Here is a 21,886-nt window from a genome sequence, read left to right as displayed (position 1 = left end):
GCCATTGGCTAACGGCAGGCGCAATGGGAGCGGTGATCTTAGGCATGATTGCTCGCGTGTCATTAGGGCATTCCGGCCGACCGCTGGAAATCACCCGTATTATGGTGGTCGCTTTTGCTTTTATGATACTCGCCACACTATTACGTACTTTGCTGCCCATGATAGCGCCCAGTATGACCATGCAGGCTTATCACAGCAGTGCCGCCTGTTGGATTATCGCCTACGGACTTTTCTGCTGGGTTTATTGGCCAATTTTGAGTCAGCCAAGAGCAGATGGCCATCCGGGGTAACCCGCTGCGCGGGAATATTGAGGGTTGAGTGTTAAATCCTTAATGTTGAATAAAAAAACACACATAGCTAAAAGAAAAGCACCGAACCTTTGAGTTCGGTGCTTTTCTTTTTAGGCCTTTGATTTCAATTTAGCTGGGCGCTGAGTTACTGACTAAATACCAAGCCTTTATCATCTGCATCCAGCGCCAGCGGTTTGCCGGGCACTACTTTGCCAGACAATATGGCTTGCGCCAGCGGGTTTTCAATCCTTTGCTGGATGGCGCGCTTTAAAGGTCGTGCACCAAACAGCGGATCGAAACCGGCTTCGGTTAGCTGGTCTAACAGCGCCTCAGTAATCGTCACCTCGAAGCCCTTGTCCTCTAAGCGCCCTATTAAACTCTGCAACTGGATACGGGCAATTGACTTAATTTGATCGACCGCCAAGGGATGAAACACCACTATATCGTCGATACGGTTGATGAACTCGGGTCTAAATTGCTGACTCAACACGCCCATCAACATCGCTTTCATGTCTTCATAACCGGTGTCGTCGTTATGCTCTTGAATAAGCTCTGAACCGATATTCGAAGTCATGATCACCACGGTATTTCTAAAGTCCACGGTGCGACCTTGGCCATCGGTGAGACGACCATCATCCAATACCTGCAATAAGATATTGAATACATCCGGGTGGGCCTTCTCTACTTCATCGAGCAAAATTACCGAATAGGGTTTGCGACGCACCGCTTCCGTTAAGTAACCGCCCTCTTCATAACCCACGTAACCCGGAGGCGCGCCCACTAAACGCGACACTGAATGTTTTTCCATAAATTCCGACATATCGATACGCACCATGGCATCGCGGCTGTCGAACAGGAAATCAGCCAGCGCCTTACAGAGTTCGGTTTTACCCACCCCAGTTGGTCCCATAAATAAGAAGGAGCCCACCGGGCGATTAGGATCCGATAAACCAGCACGACTACGACGAATGGCATTTGAAACCGCATCCACCGCTTCGTTTTGGCCAATCACCTGATCGTGCAGGCTGTCTTCCATACGTAGCAATTTATCTTTCTCGCCTTCGAGCATCTTCGCCACCGGAATACCGGTCCAGCGGGACAGCACATCGGCAATCTCTTCTTCGGTAACGCGGTTTTTTAATAGATGCTGTTCTTGCATCTCGGCTTGGCCGGCTAGGTCCAGTTGCTTTTCTAATTCTGGAATACGGCCATATTGCAGTTCAGACATACGGCCTAAGTCACCGGCACGGCGGGCCACTTCTAATTCGCGGCGCACTTGTTCAAGTTCCGATTTAATGTTTTGCGTGCCCGCCATGGCGGCTTTCTCTGACAGCCAGATTTCTTCTAAATCAGCGTATTCGGCTTCTTTGGTGGTCAGTTCATCTCGAATGATCTGCAAGCGCTTAATGCTGCCTTCGTCGTCTTCTTTTAACAGCGCTTGTTCTTCTAACTTAAGCTGAATGATGCGGCGGTCAAGTTTATCTAGCGGCTCCGGTTTGGAGTCAATTTGTAAGCGAATGCTCGAGCCCGCTTCATCAATCAAATCGATGGCTTTATCAGGCAACTGACGGTCGGCAATATAACGGTGAGATAGTACCGCGGCCGCCACTATGGCCGGATCGGTGATTTGCACATGATGGTGCAGCTCATAGCGCTCTTTTAGGCCGCGCAAGATGGCAATGGTGTCTTCCACTGACGGCTCGTTAATGAGTACCTTTTGGAAACGGCGCTCTAATGCGGCATCTTTTTCAATGTATTGACGGTATTCATCCAGCGTAGTGGCGCCCACGCAATGTAACTCACCGCGGGCAAGGGCGGGTTTTAGCATATTACCCGCATCCATGGCGCCTTCGCCTTTACCGGCGCCGACCATGGTGTGCAGCTCATCAATAAACAAGATCACTTGGCCTTCTTCTTTGGCCAGCTCATTGAGCAGTGATTTAAGGCGCTCTTCAAACTCACCGCGATATTTAGCGCCAGCAATCAGCGCCCCCATATCGAGGGACAATACCCGTTTACCTTTTAGGCCTTCGGGCACTTCATTATTAATGATGCGTTGAGCCAGCCCTTCGGCAATCGCCGTTTTACCCACACCCGGTGCGCCTATCAACACTGGGTTGTTTTTGGTACGACGTTGCAGCACTTGAATAGTGCGGCGAATTTCATCGTCACGACCAATCACAGGATCCAGTTTGCCTTGCTCGGCGCGCTCGGTGAGATCAATAGTGTACTTTTCTAACGATTGGCGATTTTCTTCCGCATTCGGATCGTCGACCTTTTGCCCGCCACGCACTTCTTCGATGGCCTTGCTTAAGTTCTCTTTGCTTAAGCCCGAGCGTTTAAGCAGCTCACCCAACTCGCCTTGTTCACCTACGGCAGCCAACAAGAACAATTCTGATGAGATGTAAGTATCTTTGCGCTGCTGCGCTAATTTATCGCACTGATTTAGCAATCTCGCCAATACCGGCGAGACCTGCACATCAACGCCTGAACCACTAACCTTGGGCAAGCGCTCCACGGATTTATCTAGCTCTACACGCAAGGTGTTGCCATCAACGCCAGCATTGCTCAACAGCGGACGCAAAGAGCCGCCCTCTTGATTAAGCATGGCAATCAGCAGATGTGCAGGCTCTATATAGGCATGATCTCGCCCCACCGCCATCGACTGAGCATCTTGCAGGGCAAGTTGAAATTTACTGGTAAGACGATCGAGTCGCATCAGAGCTTTCCTCCAACAACCCGCTCACAGCGGGAAAAGATAGATGTTTACTGATACTAAAGATGGGGGGGAATGGTGAAAATTCAAGCTTTGGGTGAAAGAAAGTATAGCGCCGCGCTTACCCGCTGAGCGAGAATGTTGAATGCTTAATTTTTAATGTTGAATGAAAAGAAATCGCCTTTCACTCAACATTCAGCATTTAAAATTCAACATTTTCGCGCAGCGTAGAGTCACTCCAACCAAATCAAGCTGGCTTGGCGGCCGATTTTTGGCTCGCGTCGATACGAGAAAAAACGCTCAGAGTCGGTATAAGTACAATAGCCGCCGCCGTAACACTGGGTTACGCCCGCGGCGGCCAAACGTAAACGCGCCAGCTGATATATATCCGCCAGCCACTTATCACTATCTTTATCACTATGCGCCACAAAAGCCGCAGCGGTCAGCGGCGAGTGCGCGATAAAAGCAGCACGCACTTCGCCGCCTACTTCAAAAGCGCTCGGGCCAATGGCAGGGCCTAGCCACACCATTACGGTGGCAGGAGCCACATTCATAGCCTGCAAAGTGGCTTCTAATACGCCATTTGCTAAGCCACGCCAGCCCGCGTGAGCTGCCGCCACTACCGTGCCAGCGGTATCACAAAATAATACCGGCAAGCAATCGGCGGTCATAATGGCGCACACCTGCCCTGGCGTACGACTCAGTACGGCATCAGCTACTGGCGTGGCTGTGGCATCCAAAGACAAGGGCAAAGTAACCACGCCCGTGCCGTGCACTTGCTCTAACCACACCGGCGCATTGGATAAATCTAAGTGGCTCGCTAACAGCGCTCTATTACGCTGCACATCGGCAAGGTTATCGCCGACGTGGGTGCCCAAATTTAAGCTGGTATAAGGTGGCGCACTCACGCCACCGCTGCGCAGAGTTTGCGCACTGCGCACATTGGACGGTACCGGCCAGTGTGGCTGGATCACGTTCATCACGTTAGCTCCTTAGCTTTACAGAGCTAGGTCCACACCAACTCATCCGGATGAGCGGCGGTGTCGGCTTTTAACAGCTTAATCAGCTCTACAAAATCATCAGGTAATGGCGCCTGCCACTCCATCATTTCGCCGGTAATGGGGTGCTCTAAGCGCAATAATACCGCATGCAAGGCTTGGCGTTTAAACTCGCGTAAAAAGGCCAGCAATTCAGGCTCGGCGCTACGCGGTGGCTTCATACGACCACCGTAAGTCGGGTCACCAACTAACGGATGCTGTAAGTGCGCCATGTGTACGCGAATTTGGTGCGTGCGGCCACTTTCCAGGCGCAGGCGTAGGCGAGTATGGGCACGAAACTTTTCCATCACTCGATAGTGGGTGCGGGCCGGTTTACCGGACGGCACCACCGCCATTAGGATGCGTTGCGTAGGATGACGACCAATATTGGCGTCTACCGTACCGCCCGAGGTCATGTGGCCGATAGCAACCGCCTCATACTCACGGGTGATTTCTCGGCCCTGCAGCGCAGTCACCAGATGGGTTTGCGCGGGTATGGTTTTCGCCACCACCATCAGTCCGGTGGTGTCTTTGTCTAGGCGGTGCACTATGCCGGCGCGCGGCACTTCGGCAATGCTTGGGCAATAATGCAACAAGGCATTGAGCATGGTGCCACCGGGCGTACCCGCACCAGGATGCACCACTAAACCCGCAGGTTTGTTAATGACCATGATGTCATCGTCTTCATAGACGATGTCTAACGGGATATCTTCCGGGTCAAAGCGCACATCGTCTTCAAGTTCGGCATTGATCTGAACTTGCTGACCTAGGGTCACTTTAGCCCGGGGCGTATTGGCGACTTCGCCATCCACTGTTACTTGATCCAACTGGATCCACGTCTTGATCCGAGTACGAGAATAATCTGTAAACATTTCCGCCAAGGTCTGATCTAAACGTTGACCATGTTGGTGTTCGGCGACGGTGCCGTTTAATTCGATTTGCTGGCTCATAGCGACACTGGTTACCAAATGATGTTTAATTGGGTATTCTAGCGTTTCTTGACGCTGAGTTAATCAGTTTCCGCAAACTTGACGCTTAAATCGCAAAAATGGACTCTTTACATGGCTAAACAACGACGCGTATGGCTCACTTTGACCCTTGCCTTGGCATTAGCGGCCACTGGCTGCTCGAGCACTAAAAAAGATTCGGTGCCAGATGAGCCACCAGAAGTACTGTATCAAGACGCACAAGCTCGCTTACAGTCGGCCAATTACATTCGTGCCGCTGAGCTACTCGAAGCCATGGACTCCCGTTATCCGTTTGGGGCTTACTCTAATCAAGTGCAGCTGGATTTAATCTATGCATATTATAAGCAAGATGACTCGGCCCGCGCCTTGGCCAACATTGACCGCTTTATTCGCTTAAATCCTAACCATCCGAGCGTGGATTACGCGCAATATATGCGCGGCCTCACAAACATGGCCATCGATCATAATTTCTTCCAAGAACTGCTTAATATCGACCGTACCGACCGAGATCCGGCCTACGCTCGTCAAGCCTTTGCGGATTTTCGCCAATTGCTGCGCCAATACCCCAACAGCGCCTATGCGGCAGATGCGCGTTTACGCATGATCAGCCTTAAAAATCGTTTAGCTCAATACGATTTAGCGGTCGCCCAGTTTTACATGAAGCGCGGCGCTTGGTTAGCCGCCGCCAACCGCGCCAAACAGGTAGTCGAGTCTTACCCAGACACCGACACCTTGCAGCCAGCATTAACCATAATGGCTAACGCTTATAACACCCTCGGTTTAACCGAAATGGCCAACAACGCCAAAGCGGTGCAGCGAGCCAATTTCGCCGGCAATTAACTGATTTAGCCAAGCATTAAGCAATAACCATCAACCCCGCATTAGCGGGGTTTTTTTATTTCTGAAGATAAAAATCGCGTAATACGTAATTTCCTTGTAGAGGCCGACTTTAGCCGGCCGGTTTTGTGCAACAAAACTAAAAAACAATAACTCCCCCCCGAGGCTATGTTTGAGTTAATCGTTGAAAGCTATACTTGAATCAGTCACCTCGTAGGAGGCAGAAAGATGAAGAGTACAGGTTTCGCCAAACTTAAACGCCAACTGACTGAACTCCTGCCCCGGCAGCGGCATGAACTGCTGATACTGCTTCAGCAACCAGACTCGTTTCCCGAGCTCATTGCTCGACTAGAAGAACTCACCGCTTCACACCCAACATGCCCTCATTGCCGCGATGGAGCTCCCTATAAGTGGGGAAGCATGAATGGCAGACAGCGTTACCGCTGCCGGGCTTGCAAGAAGACATTTACCTCTCTGACCGGCACGCCACTTGCTGGGCTTCGAATGGCTGAGCGGTGGTTGGAATATGCGGAGCAGATGATGGAATCCACAACACTTCGCAAAGCCGCCAAAAAGTGTCAGATAAACTTAGGTACATCATTCAGGTGGCGACACCGCTTTCTGCAACTGGTTGATTATACTAAGTCTTCTGAGCTGGGCGGTATCGTCGAAGCCGATGAAACGTTTATACGTGAATCCTTCAAAGGCAAGCGGGATCTCAGTAAGAGAAAACCTCGCCGCCGTGGTAGCGATAAGAAAAACATTAAGTGGGTCAAAGTGATGGTACTGCGCGACCGCAACCACAACGAAGCCGACTTTGTAATGAAACGCTTTACGCTCAGAAAGCTGGAACGCTGCCTGCTGCCGCGATTACGGTCTGGCGCTGTGCTCTGTAGCGATGGCCATCTTAACTACGAGGCGTTGGCAGCCAAACATCACTTGCTTCACAAGCCGGTTAACAGCAGTGCCGGTCAGCGGGTACGTGAAGATATATTCCATATCCAGGGTGTGAATGCTTATCACAGTCGACTGAAGCAATGGATAATGCGTTTTCATGGTGTCGCCACCAAGTACCTTCACCGTTACCTTGGTTGGTTCAGGTGGTTTGAGCATACAAGGAAGGCTGATGCTCAAACCATTGATTTTATATGGCAATGTGCGGTTCAGCCGCGCTTTCAACAACTAAAGCGAACATAGCCCCCCCCCGATCCGACAGGGGTGCTCTATCTGTAAAGATGACGTTGATGGATTTATTCGTAGTGCCGCTACGCGCCATTTTGTAGCTTCGCGCTTTAGCTGCGAATTCTGCGAAGCAGAAAAATTAGTTCTAACATGCCCGCTAGCGCACCCATAACCACCCCACCAAAAATGCTATTTCTCATTCAATTTTAAAATTATTTAACCGAAAATAACTCCATAGCGATGCTTAACGCTAATCGACCAATTAAATTCAAATAAAAATAAATTCACAGAAACAAAACTGCTGCGTCACTAACTTGCGCAGGATCAACAAATCGCTTTGCATTTCGCTATTTAAAGTTGCAATAAAATCATAACCTGCTAAAAATAGCTCCGCTTGAGTCAATTTTAAGACGTTTACTGCCTATATGCGGTGCCTACCCGTGTAAACACAGTAATAACACTAGGTCGATAAATAGCCTGAAGCCCCAAGATTTTCATTCAAAGTAAATGAAGCCAGCCTCTGCTGCGGCGCTACTTATGCTCCACTAAAATAAGTGGTTTAACTAAGTAAAGCCTGCACGGCATACATCGGTAAGCACCGAATAAAAACAACAAGGAATTGGATAGCATGACGTTTAATAAATCTGTTTTGGCAATGGCCGTGGCCGTTGCTATTTCTGCACCTGTGTTTGCAGTTGATACTAACGCTGGCAACATCGACCTAACAGGTACAGGTCAGGTCATCATTGGCGGCGCAGGCGCACAAAATATTAACGTAGCTCCAAGTGCAACTGCAGATTTATTTGCTGATCAACGTCCAAGTGATAGCAACAAAGGTCAGCATTCTAGTAATGCTCTTTATTTCAGCAAAAATAGCTCTTTGATCGAAATTAAAGATGCTAACTTAGACAGCATGGATTTCGACCTGCGTGATGCTAACAGTTCAGACCAAAAAGAAGAATTTCTTACCGAAGGAAAGAAAAGTACTTTTTTAATCAATAATGTTGTCGCTAAGCAAGCTTTTATTGAAACAAATGGTGCCCATATTGGCCAAGACGGTGACGCCGCTGCTATCGAAATAAAAAACAGTAATTTAACTGGCTATGAGTTTGACATAGAGCCTGGCGATGACCCTATCCCAGAAATTTTTGTAGGCCACAAGGAACTCATAGTTAATAACGGCGGCTCTATCGTTACCGATAATACCGACAACCTTCCAGATTCATATCCTACCGGTGGCAACGCAATTGATATCAGCAGCAGCACCATAGATGGTCTGATTATTAACGAAGACAACTGGAGCAATACCGAGAATATACAAAAATCAGCTGAAATTCTCTCAATGACCGGATCAGCCATTTCAGTAAGAGACAGTAAATGGCGTGGTGGTGTGGTCAACGATAACTCTTTGATTGAAGGCAACATAGCGGGTATCGAACTTATCAACACAGACTTCGATGGTGCTATTATCAACGAAGATAATGGTGTTATTTCTGGCTCATACGGCATTGCTTTATTCACATCGGGTGAAAAAAATACTAAGTACACTGGAAATATTGAAAACTCAGCCTCTATCGTCGGCGGAAGAGTGGGCATAGGCCTCAGTGGTAATACAGCGTTCAATGGTACTATTAACAACGAAGGTTTGATTTTTGGTGGGAGCGAAGGTATCCATATTGCCGATAGCGTAACTGGCAATATCACCGTTAATCAGCGGGCAGGCGAATTATCCGGCAGTGATACTGCACTGCGTATGAACAAGGTCACTCGAACTAACTATACCGGCGGCCAGATCAACGGCAATGTTGAAAATAATGGCGGTACTTTCTACGTAGAAGGTAACCGTACTATTGCTGGTGATTACGTTCAAACTTCAGGCTCTACTTTAGCAATGGGCTTGCATAAAGAAACCAGTTTGACTGCTAATAACTTCAATTTAGCAGAAGGCAGCAAAGTATTAATTGATCTGAGCCGAGGCGATCTTTACGTGCAGAACGGCACTAAAGTTGAGCTGTTAAAAGGTAACGTTACTGATACCGGTGTTAACTACGCTGTTAACTCTAACTTAGTAAAAGTAGCTACTACCGAGCGCAACGTAGCCGGTAACTTAGTATTGACGTTTGACAGGACTTCTTTTACTCAGTTAGTAGCTGATGCTATCAAAACCGGTAAATTCAACGGCCTGCAAGCTAATAACGTGGCCAGTATGGCCACTGTATTGCAAAAACTTGATACTCTCGCTCAAACCAACCCAGCTATAGCCAAACTACTAAATAGCCTAGATGGTAGCCCTGAAAGCTTTACCTCTTTACTGCCAGACGTGTCTGGTGCAAGCGTAGCCGGTGCCATGAGTGCTGTAAGCCAATCTGGCTCACTGGTTTCTGTGCGCGCGACTAGCTTAGCATCCGGCGATATGCTGGATAACGGCGGCATGTGGGTTCAGGGCTTAGTGTCTAAAGGTGATCAAGATAACCGCAATGGTGAAGCTTACGACGTAAAGAGCAACGGTTTTGTGCTGGGTGCCGATACTAAACTCGATACCGGTTTAGTTGTAGGTGCGGCTTATAGCTTCATTAATACAGACAGCACCACTCAAAACAGCAATACCGACTCTGACTATCACATGGCCACCGCTTATGCGTCGCAAGCCATAAATCAAATATTATTAGACGGTCAGGCTTACTACGCTTGGGGTGACAACGATGGTCGTCGTAACATTGGCACCACCTCCAACTACGACAGCAGCCTGTACGGTGCGCGCGTAGGTGCCGGTTATCAGTATGACGTTGCTCCTGCTACTCACCTAATACCAACATTGTCTCTAGAAGCATCTCGCTTATCCGTAGATGGTTACACTGAAACCGGTTCTATTGCCGCGCTACAGATTGATAGCCAGAACTTTAACCGCTTAGAGTTAGGCTTAAACACCGAGTTGAGCAAAGACTATCAGTTACGTAATGCCATGCTGACGCCAAGCGTTAACGTCGGTGTATTCCATGACTTTGAAGGTAAAGCGCAAAACAGCACGGTAGCCTTTGCTGCTGCACCGGCTGAAACCTTTAAGGTTACCGGTTCTAAGCCAGAGAAAACGCGTTATGTAACCGGCGTGGGCCTAGACATTGTCAGCAATGAACTGCTGACCGTGAGTGCAGAGTATAACTACAACTGGAATAACGATGGCTTTGACGCCAACTCAGGCGCGCTGAAATTCCGTTGGGATTTCTAAGCCGAAAAATTAGCGCCCGGCGCCCAGCACTACGCGCCCAGTTAAGCTAAATACTAACCAAAAAGCGAACCCTAGGGTTCGCTTTTTTTATGAGGAAAATATAAAGAAATAAAACAAGCGCCCGTCTCCCGGAAAGCCAAACCCTCACTGTTTTTTGGCTATGATCTTTGTAGGGTACCCATATTTTACAAAAGATTTCTAACCGTTCTGCTTCGTAGAATTCGCAGCTAAAGCGCGAAACTACAAGAACTCGCAGCCACATGCCAGCTGGGCTGAAGAGCTTTCTCACTTCATCCTTTACTTAACTTCGCAGGCTTTTTGCAGTGCAGAGAATGCCGACCAATCAATTGCCCAAGGGCCATTATGATTGGCGTTGGCTACCTCATTTATCTGCACGCAGTGGCTACTTTGTATGGCGGCCAACTGCTGGTGCGTTAATTCAGGCGGTATTATTCTATCTTTGCTGCCGGTGTAATGCAGTTGTGGTAAGTCTGCTAACGCTGCTAGTAGAGCTTGGTTATGGCCATACTTTTCTTGTGCGGTACGATGAAAGCGATTAAAGCTCTCCGCGTCTAGGTTACCGGCAACCGTGACTAAGCCTGTTACTTGTGGCCCTTTCATATTCGGCTCTTTCACCTGCAGGAACTGGATCGCTAACTGAATGGCAATATTAGCGCCGCCAGAAAAGCCGATGAGTATAACTTCTTGCTCGCCTGTTAGCTGTTGCAGTGCGGCTTTAATATCTGCGGTTTCCGCAAAACGGCGATCGGTCCAGACGCTAAAGTGGCAACCGCGTGAGGTATCCATTAGATACTGGCAAGGGCGCCCTAGATATAACACTGAGCTATGTGTGTCGGCAGCGGCTAATTTAAGGCCCACTGGGTCGTGAGGCGTGGGATCGAGGGATGGCAGATGGCCATTACGCCAAGCGCGTCCATCCCCTTCTATATAGACATGTATCGGCGAGCCTGCCGTTATGCGCCCCCAGGCTTTAATCGGCAAGCGCGTCTCGACAGCAAGGGCGGTTAAATTGCCTCGTTCGGCTAGCTGCTCGGTCTGTAAATTGCGCTGGGCTGCGGATTGAGAGCTGCAAGCGGTCAGTATTAAGCTGGTAAGCAAGATAGCTGCAAGGCTAAAGCTGGTTTTCATAAAGATTCCATTCTTGATTCGAGAAAGCGCAGGCAGCGGATGCCGTACCAACACAGCGGCTCGGTGGAGCATAAAAGTATTGGATTAAGCTTGGTTATATCCTCAAAGCTGAGCTCAGGATAATTAGGCTCAAAGGCCAGCAGCTTATGGCTTAAACCTAAATGGGCAAATACCGAATAGATAAAAGTATGGCGGCCGATGCTCATATAGGGTTTGCGCCAAATCAGGTACAACCAAGGTCGCTCATCTGTTAACACTGAATTAGGTACGGCGTCTTTATGTGCCAGCAGTGGTAAAGCAGCAGGCTCAATAGCGACGGGATGATTGAGCAGCAATTGAAAACGAGCCGCCAGTTCGATTAAGCCGTAATTATTCAGCTGTTGCGCCAATAAGCGCAGTGCGCGGGGCATGTCTTGCACCGACTCGGCGTGCGTGGCGAAATACGGATACGGGCAGCTGTCTGCCATGGGCTTGGTGTTTTCTTCTTTATCAAAAATCACTAAGTCTGGTGACAATGCGGCTACCTTGTCCCATTGCACATCTTTGGTACCGCCCACCACTGCAATATCGGCTACTTCGTCGGCCGGATGAATGCAGTAACGCGTGCGCCCCACTACGTTAACGCCACAAGCCAGCAGGGTTTCGGTCCAAGACGGCACCATACAAACAACACGCATTTAAATTTCCTTACGTACAGAAGGTGAGAGGTGAAGCGTAAGGAGTGAGGCGAACACCGAACTTGCAGATTAAGATTGTTTATCTCCTCACACCTCACCATTTACGCCTCACTTACTTATAAGGGCAATGTCGGCAGCCGTTGCCGCAGCAATGGCCACGTTTTAAATGAAAGGCGGCGGTAAAGATCCAAAATCCATTCTCGATGTAATAATCTTCGTGTTCTCGCAAAGGTTCTGGTTCGGGTGGAGGTTCTTGATTCATTAGGGTCTCAGTTAAAACATTTAAAAATTAAAGATTGCTCGCCACGGAATCCACAGAACCCACGGAAAAATCAAGATGAGATAAGTGCGAGAAGTAAAAAATTTTATTTAATAAGTGCAAATCTTAAAAGACCTACAAACTTTCGGTTTATAGGTCCCTCTTTGGTCTTACGAATAAAATACTCTTTCAGATTTGATCTCTATTTTCCGTGGATTCCGTGGCAGAAAGGCCCATCATCTTTTTAGATTTTCGCAAAGTAGTCTTTTAAAAAAGTATCGAAGTCTACGAGATCTGATTGCTCAGTTTTGCGCTGGCGCGCCAGAGAGCGGGTGCCTTCTTCATCGAAGAAACTGTCTTCCCAATAACGGGGGCGACTTTCTTGTAGCTGACCGTGATAGTGTTTCGCCAAAGACAAGCCAAAGGGCAAGAGATCTTGCTGGCTTGCTTTAAGCTCACTCAATAACCGTGCCGAAAGCGTTAGCTCAGGATTTTGGATCATGGCCAAGTGCGTTTGATAAGCCTTGCCATAACAGCCTTTGCCACAACAGGCATCCAGCAAATCAGCCACGTCTTTCAGCTCACCAAAATACTGCTCGCCCAAGGCGGTTAAGCTTAAAGACTCGCCGCCCCACTGCTCTAATTCCAGACCAGGCTTGCGCCCTTCTAGCACCACTTTATTAAAATTACGGCGATTAAGGGCGATTTCATCTTGCTCTAAGGGTGCCGACGGCGTTAATAAGCACCACAATAAGAAGGTATCGAGAAAGCGAACTTGCGGCGCATCTATACCCACGGCTGCATAAGGATTTACATCCACAGAGCGCAGCTCTATGTATTCAATACCGCGGGTATTGAGCGCATCTGAGGGCTTTTCGCCGCTGTCTGCGGTGCGCTTAGGACGGATAGGCGCATACAGCTCATTTTCAATTTGTAGCACATTGGCGTTAAGCTGGCGGTATTCGCCGTCCACCTTAACGCCAATTTTGGCAAATTCCGGCGCATGGGTATTGATGGCGCGGCGCAGCGAGGAGACGTATTGATCCAAGCTGTCGACGGAGATATTAAGATCTGCTTGGTTATTATTGGTGTAGCCCAAGTCCGATAAGCGCAACGAAGTGGCATAGGGTAAATACAAGGTGCCTTTACCTAAGCGCTCAAAGGGCAGTTTATGGTCGGTGCCGGTTAAAAATGAACCGCACAAGGCCGGAGAGGCGCCAAACAGATAAGGGATTAGCCAGCCAAAACGATAGACGTTGCGTACTAGGCCTAAATACTTATCCGACACAAAATCTTGCAAGCAGTCATTCGTGCCCTCTGTGTTGTGCCATTCACTCCAAAAACTATCGGGCATAGAAAAGTTAAAATGCACGCCCGAAATCACCTGCATACGGCTGCCGTATCTGTGGTGCAAGCCTTGGCGATATAAGGTTTTCATCCTTCCTGTATTAGAGCTGCCATATTGGGCTAAGGGGATTGGTTCATCGCCGCCTTTTAGCAAACAAGGCATGCTTAACGGCCACAGTTGTTCGCCGCCTAAGTGGCGAATCACATAGCCGTGAACATCGCCCAGCTGTGCCAGTAGCACATCCACAGAATCAGAAACGGGCGTGATAAACTCCATCTGTGACTCAGAAAAGTCGGTGGTAATGTAGCCGTGAGTTAAGGCTGAGCCCAAAGACTGAGGGTGAGGGCTCTGTGCTAAGTTGCCGTCGGGATTAATACGTAAGCTTTCGCGCTCAATGCCGCGACGAATGCCTTTTATGGTGGGCAAACTTTGGGGCTGATACCAAGCTTGAATCCGTTCGGCCAGTGTTATATTTGATTTAGTCATAATTAGTTACTCTTTAGCACGGCCTCAACCAAGGGTGGTTGAGGCCGTGAGAGGTCTGGCCTCGTTACTCAATGGTAAAGTCGTATAAGGGTAGATGGAGTCCTTTCAGCGACTTTTCAAGCTTAGCCTTATCACCAACCACCACTATTACCATTTCTGCGGGGTCAAGCCACTGTGCGGCCAGCTCAGTAAGCTGTGCCTTGTCTACCTTGGCCACTATCTGTTGCTGCTTGGCCAAGTAGTCCGGTGACAATTTCATCATCGCCAGCTGTAATAAGAAACCGGCTTTGTCGCCTAATGTTTCGTAAGACAAAGCGTCTTGCTGCGAGTAGCTGCTGCGTAAATACGCCAGCTCCGCATCACTGGGGCCCTCTTTCTTAAACTGCTCAAACTCTTGCAAGATGTTTTTAATGGCGTCAGCCGTTACATCACCGCGCACATCACTGGCCACCAAGAACACGCCCGCATCACGATTACCGGTGAAGTACGAGTTGGCACCATAGGTGTAGCCCTTGTCTTCGCGCAGGTTTAAGTTGATGCGGCTATTAAAATTACCGCCCAAGTTAAAGTTCATTAAGCTGGCATGAAAGAAGGGCCCGGTGGCGTCTTGCGGCAACGCTCGGCGGCCAACTCTTAACACCGATTGCACCGCGCCTGGCACATCAACGATATAAATACCCGGCTTGGCAGGCTGTGGCTGCACCTCAACGGCGCTAATCTCGGGCGCCTCGCCTTGCCACTGGGTTAAAAAGGCAAAGTCTTGTTGGGCTTGGCTTTTTGATAAGTCGCCGGCAATCAATACATGGCCGTTAGCGGGATTGTAATAACGCTGATAATAATCACGCACTTGCGCGAGCGTAATATCGGCGACCAACTCGGCCTGACCATCATCGGGTAGCCCCATGCGGGTTTCACCGTACATGAGTTGGCGAAAGGCTTGTTGCGCTAACCAAGAAGGTTGATGACGGCTTTGTGCCATGCCTTCTAAGGTCTGCGCTTTTACTTTCTCAAAGTCTTGCTCGCGAAAACCCGGCGCAAATAACAGCTCTTCAACTAACGCCAGCGTTTGCGGCAAGGTTTCGGTCATGGTGGTGATGTTGATGAGGTTGGTATAAAAACCGTGACTAACACTGACACTCGCCCCCAATCGCTCCAGTGCTTCACTGAACTCGCCTGAACTAAGCTTCTTGGTGCCTTGGTTCATCATACTGGCCGTTAAGCTGGCCACGCCAACTTGCTCAGGGCTTTCTGTGCGCTGGCCACCGGGGAAGGCCATGATAATGGACACTGCTGGGATCTCGTCATTTACAGTACCTTGCAGCTGAATATTATTGCCAAGCTTAGCTTGCCATAACTCAGGTACTTTAATGGTGACGGGCTCGCCGGCGGCGGGCATTTTGCTGCGATCAAAATCGTCTTTCACTTCGCGCGCCACGAAATCCGTCTGTGGAGTCTGGTCTGCATTAGGTAAATCCCGCTTAGGCGTTTCATAGTTTGGCTCGGCGGCTTGCCAATCAAGGTGCTCTTTGGGTACCACGCTCAAGGCCGCCAGCGGCTTACTATGTAAATACTGCTCATACACAGCGCTCACCTGCTCTGGCGTGGTGCTGGCTAACTGACGCCACGCATTAATGGCAAACAAAGGATCTCCTTTTAACACCTGACCGCTCGCCAGTTGCCGAGACTTACCTCTGGTACTGTCGAGCCCTAAAATCAGATTGGCGCGCAATTCGGTTACCGCTTTATCTACGTCAGATTTTTTAATGCCCCGCTCGCTCAATTGGCCAATGATCAGCTCAATGTCTGCTTTAAGTGGCACTAAAGAGCCGTCTTTTGACGGGTTGCTGTACGCCCACACGCTTAAGGTGCAAGCCAGCTCGCCACAATAATGACTAGCACCGGCGCTCACCGCTTTGCCGGTTTCAACCAGCTCTTGGTATAACAGCGAGCTTTTGCCGCCGCCCAACACATTGGCCAGCACATCCAGCGCCGCTTCGTCCTCGTGGCCCAACCATACGGTGGGATAAGACAGATACAGCATCGGCATGCGAATACGTGTATCCACTAAGGTTTGATAGCGATTGCCCTCAAGTTTGGCCGGTTGTGGCTTGGCCGAGCTCACCTTGGGGCCTTGGGGAATGCTACCAAAATATTTATCGACCCAAGCGAGCGTTTGCTCGGTATCGAAATCACCACTGATCACTAAGGTGGCATTATTAGGGCCATACCAGCGGCTGAAGAACGCCTTTAGGTGATCCACATTAACGCGGTCTAAATCTTCCACATAGCCAATCGGCTGCCAGCTATAAGGATGGTCGCGGGGATAAAGTAACTCGCCCATGCGCTCGCCCACCAAACCATAAGGCTGATTATCGATGCGCTGGGCGCGTTCGTTTTTCACCGTATCTCGCTGAATTTCAAACTTATGCTGACTTACCGCTTCGAGTAAAAAACCCATGCGATCCGCTTCTAGCCACAACACTTTTTCTAAGTGATTGGCGGGAACCGTTTGATAGTAATTGGTTCTGTCTTGGTTGGTGCTGCCATTCATGCTGCCACCGGCTTCGTTGATCAGACGAAAGTGCTCTTGATCACCCACGTGCTTGGAGCCTTGAAACATCATGTGCTCAAAAAAGTGCGCAAAGCCGGTTTGCTCTGGCTCTTCCCGCGCCGAACCCACGTGGTAGGTCATCTCCACATGCACCAAGGGATCCGACTTATCGGTATTGAGCAGCAGGGTGAGTCCATTATCCAATTGATACATTTGATAGGGGATCACTAAGCCATCTTTTGATTTCTCGACTTGCTGCACTAATGTGGGGGCAGCCGAGACAAACATGGGGCTTAAGAGCAATAACAGAGACCAAAACTTCATGGGGTTTCCTTATGTTAAAGGCCGAGATGTTGAAAGCCGCAAGTCAAAATTAACCTTGTAGCAAGATTTTACCGCGCGTATGGCCCGTTTCAATCTGGCGATGCGCTAATTCACCCTCAGCGAGCGGATAAACATGACTGATTTCAACCCGCAGTCGCTGCTCGACTACCGCCTGCATTAACTTAGCCAGTTGTTGGTTGTCATTGTGCTTGAGCATGCCGGTGGCACTTAGGCCCAGAGCTTGAGCTGCAGCAATCACTTGATCGGCGGTATTGGTGGGCACGGTCACGACTCGCCCCCCTTTATTAACCTGAGATAACAGGCTAAGACCGGACTCGCCACCCACCAGATCCAGTAATAAATCGACCGGTGCCAGTGCCGCCAATTGCGCAGCCTCGCGATAATCCAACACTTGATCCGCACCTAAGCTGCGTAAAAACTCATGGTTATAGGGAGAGGCCAGTGCGATAACGGTGGCGCCTAAGTCTTTGGCTAACTGCACTGCCAAATGTCCCACACCGCCAGCAGCGGCCGAAATTAATACTCGCTCACCGGCTTTAAGGCCGCCGTGCTCGGTAAGCCCTTGCCAAGCAGTAATACCCGCTAACGATAAACCTGCTGCAGTTTCATCACTCACGGCTCTGGGCACTCGTAGCAAGGCATTGGCCGGCACCACTAACTGTTCGCTATAGCCGCCACCGCCCAGTAAGCCAAATACGCGGTCGCCAATGTGATAAATGCTGACTTCGGCGCCCAGCTCCAACACAGTGCCCATCACTTCTAAGCCCGGTGCCCAAGGCAGCTGGTCTTTAATGGCCTCGGCTCCCCAGCCAAGACCGGCACGGGTTTTAGCGTCGACGGGGTTTACACCCGCAAAATGCATTTTCACGCGAATTTCATTGGTGGCCAGCGGCGCGGGTTCGCGCGCTACTAAACCTAGCTGGCTAGCATCACCAAACGCCTTAATCATCAACTGCTTCATGTGCTATTCCTTGTTTATTCACCATCCACGAGACTCGGCTCGTAACCTAACATGTCACTCCCAGCTCCCACACCATAAGGAACCGATTGTGCCGCATACTTGTTTATTTGTTTGTTTGATAAGAGTGATAAGTTTACTTGTTAAGCGCCAAGAGTAATGCACCAAGGGTAAGACGCTCCCTTAATGCGGGTGCATAAGGGAGAGTATATAAGCTACAGTGCTCAAATAAGACTGTTATTATCGAATGCGCGTTCACGCTCAAAGAAGGACTCTGCCATGGCTCGACTCTTTTTATTACCGCTGTTGCCCGCTTTATTGTGGTCGCTGTTCTTATTTTATAACCACATTCCTCTGAAACAGGGCGCGCGGGGTTTTTATTGGATTATTGGCTTAGGTTGGGGCTTAGCCGCCTTTATGAGCCTAATGATTTATGTAACGCGTTAATCTCGTGAGGCGTAAAGCGTGAGGAGTGAGGCGTTGTCTCAGACCTAACGCCTCACCATTTACCCTCACACCTTACGGTCACTTCAAACTTACCAATAATTTTCCATTAGCACTTGGCCGGGCTTGCGCCGCAAGTGCTTTTGTAAGCCTTTAAGTTTTAGCTCACCCAATGTGTCACGCACCATTTGCGGATTACCGCAGATCAATACTCGGCTGTGCTCGGCGCTAAATTCTAGCCCCACTCTTTTTTCTAAGCGGCCATTGGTAATCCCAGTAGTAATACGGCCAGGCTCCGCATCGCTTATTTGCTCGCGGGAGACAAAAGGCACATAGTGAAAATTAGGCTGATATTGAGTTAATTCAATAATACGCTGTTGATAACCCAGCTCGTCGCCCAAGCGTACACCATGCACCAGCACTATGTTAGCAAAGCGCTGCCAGCAACTACCTTCCGCGAGCATGGACACAAAAGGCCCCACGCCGGTGCCGGTCGCCATCAGCCACAGGTCTCGGCCTGCTGGTACTTCATCCAGCGTTAAAAACCCCGCCGCCGAGTGCTCGACCAATAACTCGTCGCCCACCTGAAGACCGGCTAAATACGGTGTTAACTGTCCATTGGGAATGGTAATGACATAGAATTCACAATCTTGGCCGGGGGCATTAACGTAAGAATAAGCGCGCGCGATTTTTTTATCGGCGCTGTGCCAAGCTAATTTGGTAAATTGCCCTGCTTGAAAGGGCGCTACGTCCGCTTCCACCACGATTGAGAATAAGGTGTCGGTCCATTGCGTGCGTGCTTTAACAATACCGGTTGTCCAGTCTGCCATGTAGTCTCTCCCTAAAGGCCTGCCCCTACTCTAGCCTTATTGCAGGCAATAAAAAACCCGCGACAAGCGCGGGCTTTTTTAACGAGCGGCAAAACTTAGGCAGCAACTACCTGAATTTTCACGGTAGCTTTAACGTCGGCGTGCAGCTGCACACCCACTTCAAATTCACCAGTGTTGCGCAGTACGCCGTCAGACAGACGTACTTGGCTCTTGTTCACTTCAATACCAGCAGCCGTGATGGCATCAGCCACATCACGAGCACCGATAGAACCAAACAATTTGCCTTCGTCACCTGACTTAGATGCAATTACCACGTTTTCCAAACCAGATAACTGATCGGCACGGGCTTGTGCAGCAGCCAATTGCTCAGCTAATTTCGCTTCCAATTCAGCGCGGCGAGTTTCGAAAGTCGCTACGTTGTCTTTGGTGGCTAATACAGCTTTGCCTTGTGGCAGCAAAAAGTTACGAGCATAACCGGATTTAACGGTTACCTGGTCGCCCAGGCCGCCAAGTCTGGCGATTTTATCAAGAAGAATAACTTGCATTACCTTTCCTCAAAAAAATAAAAGAGTTAGGCCGCTGCTTACTTGTGCAGATCGGTGTAAGGCAGCAGGGCCAGGTAACGAGCGCGTTTGATTGCGCGAGCCAACTGACGCTGAAACTTAGCGCGGGTACCAGTGATACGGCTCGGTACAATTTTACCGGACTCGGTAACATAGTTCTTCAAAGTTGCGATGTCTTTGTAATCTATCTCAGTAACACCGTCAGCGGTGAAACGACAGAACTTACGACGACGGAAAAAACTTGCCATGATTCTAATTCCTCAGCTTAAACGTGAATTACTCAGCAGATGCTTCTGCACGAGCGTCGTCGCGACGTGGGCGTTCTTCTCTGGCTTTTGCCATTTCAGAAGGCTCAGTAACGGCATTCTTAGTACGCATAACCATGTTACGCAGTACCGCATCGTTGAAGCGGAAGTTAGTTTCCAGCTCATCAATCACAGCTTGGTCAGCTTCTACGTTCATCAGAACATAGTGTGCTTTGTGCAGCTTGTTGATTGGGTAAGCTAACTGGCGACGGCCCCAGTCTTCCATGCGGTGAACTTGACCGCCTGAAGTAGTGATTGCAGCGGTATAACGCTCAATCATGCCTGGAACTTGTTCACTCTGATCAGGGTGAACCATAAATACGATTTCGTAGTGACGCATGGATTGCTCCTTACGGGTATAGCCTCTTCGCGGGCTCAGTCACACCATCGGAGGCAAGGAACTTATAGCTAAAACGACTGATTTTAAGGAGGCGGAGTGTAAAGGATAAAGAGGCTAAAGGAAAGCTTAAAAAGACAGCGCCGCGCATTAAGCGCCCAGCTCAATACAGGCATTGTATTTTGTAGCCACTGCTTCAGCTGCGAAATTCAGCGCAGCGGAATGGCTTTCAAAAAAGCTGAGATAGGACGAGTAGCGTCTCTTTTATCTAGCTTGGCGCCGGGCGCTCGGCGCTGAACGCTATGAGCTATTTCAATTTTCTTTGCAGTCCGATAGCAATGATCACCACGGCCGCGCCCAGATAGACGTGCAGTGCGGGGAATTCGTTAAACATCAGCATGCCCATGACGGTGACAAACAGCAGACCTGAGTATTCACTGGCGGCAATTTTACTGGCATCGGCCATGGCGTAGGCCAAGATACAAGCCCCCTGATAGACGATGCCAATTAAGCTGATGCCGATTAGCAGCAACCAAATCTCACCGTTTAACGGCTGCCAGCCGGGAATGGCCAAGGCAAAGCCCACCGGTATTGCTAAGGCTTGGGTTAAAAATAAGGTCGCCAGTACCGAGCGCCCTTGAGGTAAACGGCGCACTAGCACATTACTGGCAGCCATCGAGAACGCCGTAAACAAGGCCAACCAGCCTGCCCAGTGCCATTGGCCCGGATTAAGCACTAATAATATGCCGCCAAACCCCAGCAAACTCACCCCATAAGCAGCGGGTCGCACCTTCTCTTTACTGAGCAAGGCCGCCAGCGGCAGTGTCATTAAGGGAGCTGCATAAAACACCGCATTGGCGGTGGCCAAGGGTAAATACATTAAGCTGATAAACACGCAAATAGAGCCGAACAATAATAAATGACCGCGGATCAGATGCACTTTCCATTGGCCCCAGCCTTTTTTCTCGGGGGCTAAACGCAACCAAAAAGGCAGTAACAATAAGGAAGTCATCAAAAAACGCAGCGCTATATATTGATAAGGCGTGACTTGGGTTTGGCCCAGCAGCTTCACCACCACATCGCCAAAAGAGATGGTTAAGTTGCCGAGGATCAGCAATAAAATGGCCAGTATTTGCCGATCGGCCGTCATGCGCGCCATAAGCTGTTGCATGGTATTTCTCGATAGTAAGTGAGGGGTCAAGGGAGAAAGCAGCGCCAAGCTAAAGACGGACATCGATCCGAATCCTGTGGGGGCACCTACTTTAGCGTAGGGTCCAATTCATTGGACCAGTTTTGTACAAATATTTTTTATCCAAAGTAAGGCGCCCTACAAAGGTTTACCTGAGTACGTATGAACCTCAGCCATAATGCACCCTGT

Annotated in this window: 19 protein-coding genes (1 of these 19 cut by a window edge); 5 read left to right on the top strand and 14 right to left on the bottom strand. The window is 49.5% G+C overall.

Annotated features, from left to right (window positions below):
- A protein-coding gene (locus R0134_RS02745) for an NnrS family protein (RefSeq protein WP_319784290.1) crosses the window boundary here: on the top strand, positions 1-290 show its 3' portion. It extends 913 nt beyond the left edge of the window; the window shows 290 of its 1,203 coding nt (coding positions 914-1,203); the start codon falls outside the window, past its left edge; the stop codon is at positions 288-290.
- 145 nt (positions 291-435) lie between these two features.
- On the opposite strand, the gene clpB is transcribed toward R0134_RS02745, so the two are convergent.
- From clpB to rluD, 3 genes are all read right to left on the bottom strand, one after another.
- Entirely contained in the window at positions 436-3,009 is a 2,574-nt protein-coding gene (clpB, locus tag R0134_RS02740; RefSeq protein WP_319783368.1) for an ATP-dependent chaperone ClpB, read from the bottom strand.
- A 230-nt stretch (positions 3,010-3,239) separates the two neighbouring features.
- Positions 3,240-3,986, bottom strand: coding sequence for a peptidoglycan editing factor PgeF (gene pgeF, locus R0134_RS02735; RefSeq protein ID WP_319784289.1), 747 nt, complete (start codon positions 3,984-3,986; stop codon positions 3,240-3,242).
- A gap of 26 nt (positions 3,987-4,012) precedes the next feature.
- Positions 4,013-4,993: a 23S rRNA pseudouridine(1911/1915/1917) synthase RluD gene (rluD, locus tag R0134_RS02730; RefSeq protein WP_319783367.1), complete on the bottom strand. Its 981-nt coding sequence runs from the start codon at positions 4,991-4,993 to the stop codon at positions 4,013-4,015.
- 111 nt (positions 4,994-5,104) lie between these two features.
- Here rluD and R0134_RS02725 point away from each other — a divergent pair, with 111 nt between their 5' ends.
- The 3 genes from R0134_RS02725 (at position 5,105) to R0134_RS02715 (ending at position 10,256) form a co-directional block, all read left to right on the top strand.
- Complete coding sequence (locus R0134_RS02725; RefSeq protein WP_319783366.1) at positions 5,105-5,851, top strand: outer membrane protein assembly factor BamD; 747 nt, start codon at positions 5,105-5,107, stop codon at positions 5,849-5,851.
- 225 nt (positions 5,852-6,076) lie between these two features.
- The gene (locus tag R0134_RS02720) at positions 6,077-7,045 is read left to right on the top strand and encodes an IS1595 family transposase (protein WP_319782237.1); all 969 of its coding nucleotides are present in this window, start codon (positions 6,077-6,079) and stop codon (positions 7,043-7,045) included.
- A gap of 613 nt (positions 7,046-7,658) precedes the next feature.
- Complete coding sequence (locus R0134_RS02715; protein WP_319783365.1) at positions 7,659-10,256, top strand: autotransporter domain-containing protein; 2,598 nt, start codon at positions 7,659-7,661, stop codon at positions 10,254-10,256.
- 297 nt (positions 10,257-10,553) lie between these two features.
- Here the strand turns inward: R0134_RS02715 and R0134_RS02710 are convergent, their stop codons facing one another.
- The 6 genes from R0134_RS02710 to R0134_RS02690 all read right to left on the bottom strand — a co-directional run bounded on the left by R0134_RS02710 (position 10,554) and on the right by R0134_RS02690 (position 18,032).
- Positions 10,554-11,405, bottom strand: coding sequence for a hypothetical protein (locus R0134_RS02710; RefSeq protein ID WP_319783364.1), 852 nt, complete (start codon positions 11,403-11,405; stop codon positions 10,554-10,556).
- Positions 11,402-12,082: a helical backbone metal receptor gene (locus R0134_RS02705; RefSeq protein WP_319783363.1), complete on the bottom strand. Its 681-nt coding sequence runs from the start codon at positions 12,080-12,082 to the stop codon at positions 11,402-11,404. Before R0134_RS02705 ends, R0134_RS02710 begins: the two co-directional genes overlap by 4 nt.
- 112 nt (positions 12,083-12,194) lie before the next feature.
- Positions 12,195-12,344 carry a DUF5522 domain-containing protein gene (locus R0134_RS16505; protein WP_413641420.1) on the bottom strand — a complete coding sequence of 50 codons (150 nt, stop codon included), beginning with the start codon at positions 12,342-12,344 and terminating at the stop codon, positions 12,195-12,197.
- A gap of 241 nt (positions 12,345-12,585) precedes the next feature.
- Positions 12,586-14,175: a glutamate--cysteine ligase gene (gshA, locus tag R0134_RS02700; RefSeq protein WP_319783362.1), complete on the bottom strand. Its 1,590-nt coding sequence runs from the start codon at positions 14,173-14,175 to the stop codon at positions 12,586-12,588.
- A 64-nt stretch (positions 14,176-14,239) separates the two neighbouring features.
- Positions 14,240-17,050, bottom strand: a complete 2,811-nt coding sequence (locus R0134_RS02695) for a pitrilysin family protein (RefSeq protein ID WP_319783361.1) — start codon at positions 17,048-17,050, stop codon at positions 14,240-14,242.
- A gap of 49 nt (positions 17,051-17,099) precedes the next feature.
- Positions 17,100-18,032, bottom strand: coding sequence for an NADP-dependent oxidoreductase (locus R0134_RS02690; RefSeq protein ID WP_319783360.1), 933 nt, complete (start codon positions 18,030-18,032; stop codon positions 17,100-17,102).
- 276 nt (positions 18,033-18,308) lie between these two features.
- Here R0134_RS02690 and R0134_RS02685 point away from each other — a divergent pair, with 276 nt between their 5' ends.
- A complete protein-coding gene (locus tag R0134_RS02685) occupies positions 18,309-18,476 on the top strand; it encodes a hypothetical protein (protein ID WP_169712996.1) in 168 nt (55 codons plus the stop codon).
- Positions 18,477-18,565: 89 nt separating this feature from the next.
- Here the strand turns inward: R0134_RS02685 and R0134_RS02680 are convergent, their stop codons facing one another.
- From R0134_RS02680 to R0134_RS02660, 5 genes are all read right to left on the bottom strand, one after another.
- A complete protein-coding gene (locus tag R0134_RS02680; protein WP_319783359.1) occupies positions 18,566-19,303 on the bottom strand; it encodes a ferredoxin--NADP reductase in 738 nt (245 codons plus the stop codon).
- Between the two features lie 95 nt (positions 19,304-19,398).
- Complete coding sequence (gene rplI / locus R0134_RS02675) at positions 19,399-19,848, bottom strand: 50S ribosomal protein L9 (RefSeq protein ID WP_087037046.1); 450 nt, start codon at positions 19,846-19,848, stop codon at positions 19,399-19,401.
- Positions 19,849-19,886: 38 nt separating this feature from the next.
- Positions 19,887-20,114 carry a 30S ribosomal protein S18 gene (rpsR, locus tag R0134_RS02670; protein WP_086963916.1) on the bottom strand — a complete coding sequence of 76 codons (228 nt, stop codon included), beginning with the start codon at positions 20,112-20,114 and terminating at the stop codon, positions 19,887-19,889.
- A gap of 28 nt (positions 20,115-20,142) precedes the next feature.
- Entirely contained in the window at positions 20,143-20,511 is a 369-nt protein-coding gene (rpsF, locus tag R0134_RS02665) for a 30S ribosomal protein S6 (RefSeq protein ID WP_087037044.1), read from the bottom strand.
- A gap of 304 nt (positions 20,512-20,815) precedes the next feature.
- Entirely contained in the window at positions 20,816-21,742 is a 927-nt protein-coding gene (locus R0134_RS02660; protein WP_319783358.1) for a DMT family transporter, read from the bottom strand.
- Positions 21,743-21,886 lie beyond the last annotated feature (144 nt).

It is taken from the genome of Oceanisphaera sp. IT1-181, from assembly GCF_033807535.1.
GTDB lineage: Bacteria > Pseudomonadota > Gammaproteobacteria > Enterobacterales > Aeromonadaceae > Oceanimonas.
This window is presented reverse-complemented; position numbering and strand designations above follow the sequence as displayed.

Coding starts and splice junctions, on each gene's coding strand:
- clpB (WP_319783368.1), bottom strand. CDS start 3,009: ATGCGACTCGATCGTCTTACCAGTAAATTTCAACTTGCCCTGCAAGAT.
- pgeF (WP_319784289.1), bottom strand. CDS start 3,986: ATGAACGTGATCCAGCCACACTGGCCGGTACCGTCCAATGTGCGCAGT.
- rluD (WP_319783367.1), bottom strand. CDS start 4,993: ATGAGCCAGCAAATCGAATTAAACGGCACCGTCGCCGAACACCAACAT.
- R0134_RS02725 (WP_319783366.1), top strand. CDS start 5,105: ATGGCTAAACAACGACGCGTATGGCTCACTTTGACCCTTGCCTTGGCA.
- R0134_RS02720 (WP_319782237.1), top strand. CDS start 6,077: ATGAAGAGTACAGGTTTCGCCAAACTTAAACGCCAACTGACTGAACTC.
- R0134_RS02715 (WP_319783365.1), top strand. CDS start 7,659: ATGACGTTTAATAAATCTGTTTTGGCAATGGCCGTGGCCGTTGCTATT.
- R0134_RS02710 (WP_319783364.1), bottom strand. CDS start 11,405: ATGAAAACCAGCTTTAGCCTTGCAGCTATCTTGCTTACCAGCTTAATA.
- R0134_RS02705 (WP_319783363.1), bottom strand. CDS start 12,082: ATGCGTGTTGTTTGTATGGTGCCGTCTTGGACCGAAACCCTGCTGGCT.
- R0134_RS16505 (WP_413641420.1), bottom strand. CDS start 12,344: ATGAATCAAGAACCTCCACCCGAACCAGAACCTTTGCGAGAACACGAA.
- gshA (WP_319783362.1), bottom strand. CDS start 14,175: ATGACTAAATCAAATATAACACTGGCCGAACGGATTCAAGCTTGGTAT.
- R0134_RS02695 (WP_319783361.1), bottom strand. CDS start 17,050: ATGAAGTTTTGGTCTCTGTTATTGCTCTTAAGCCCCATGTTTGTCTCG.
- R0134_RS02690 (WP_319783360.1), bottom strand. CDS start 18,032: ATGAAGCAGTTGATGATTAAGGCGTTTGGTGATGCTAGCCAGCTAGGT.
- R0134_RS02685 (WP_169712996.1), top strand. CDS start 18,309: ATGGCTCGACTCTTTTTATTACCGCTGTTGCCCGCTTTATTGTGGTCG.
- R0134_RS02680 (WP_319783359.1), bottom strand. CDS start 19,303: ATGGCAGACTGGACAACCGGTATTGTTAAAGCACGCACGCAATGGACC.
- rplI (WP_087037046.1), bottom strand. CDS start 19,848: ATGCAAGTTATTCTTCTTGATAAAATCGCCAGACTTGGCGGCCTGGGC.
- rpsR (WP_086963916.1), bottom strand. CDS start 20,114: ATGGCAAGTTTTTTCCGTCGTCGTAAGTTCTGTCGTTTCACCGCTGAC.
- rpsF (WP_087037044.1), bottom strand. CDS start 20,511: ATGCGTCACTACGAAATCGTATTTATGGTTCACCCTGATCAGAGTGAA.
- R0134_RS02660 (WP_319783358.1), bottom strand. CDS start 21,742: ATGTCCGTCTTTAGCTTGGCGCTGCTTTCTCCCTTGACCCCTCACTTA.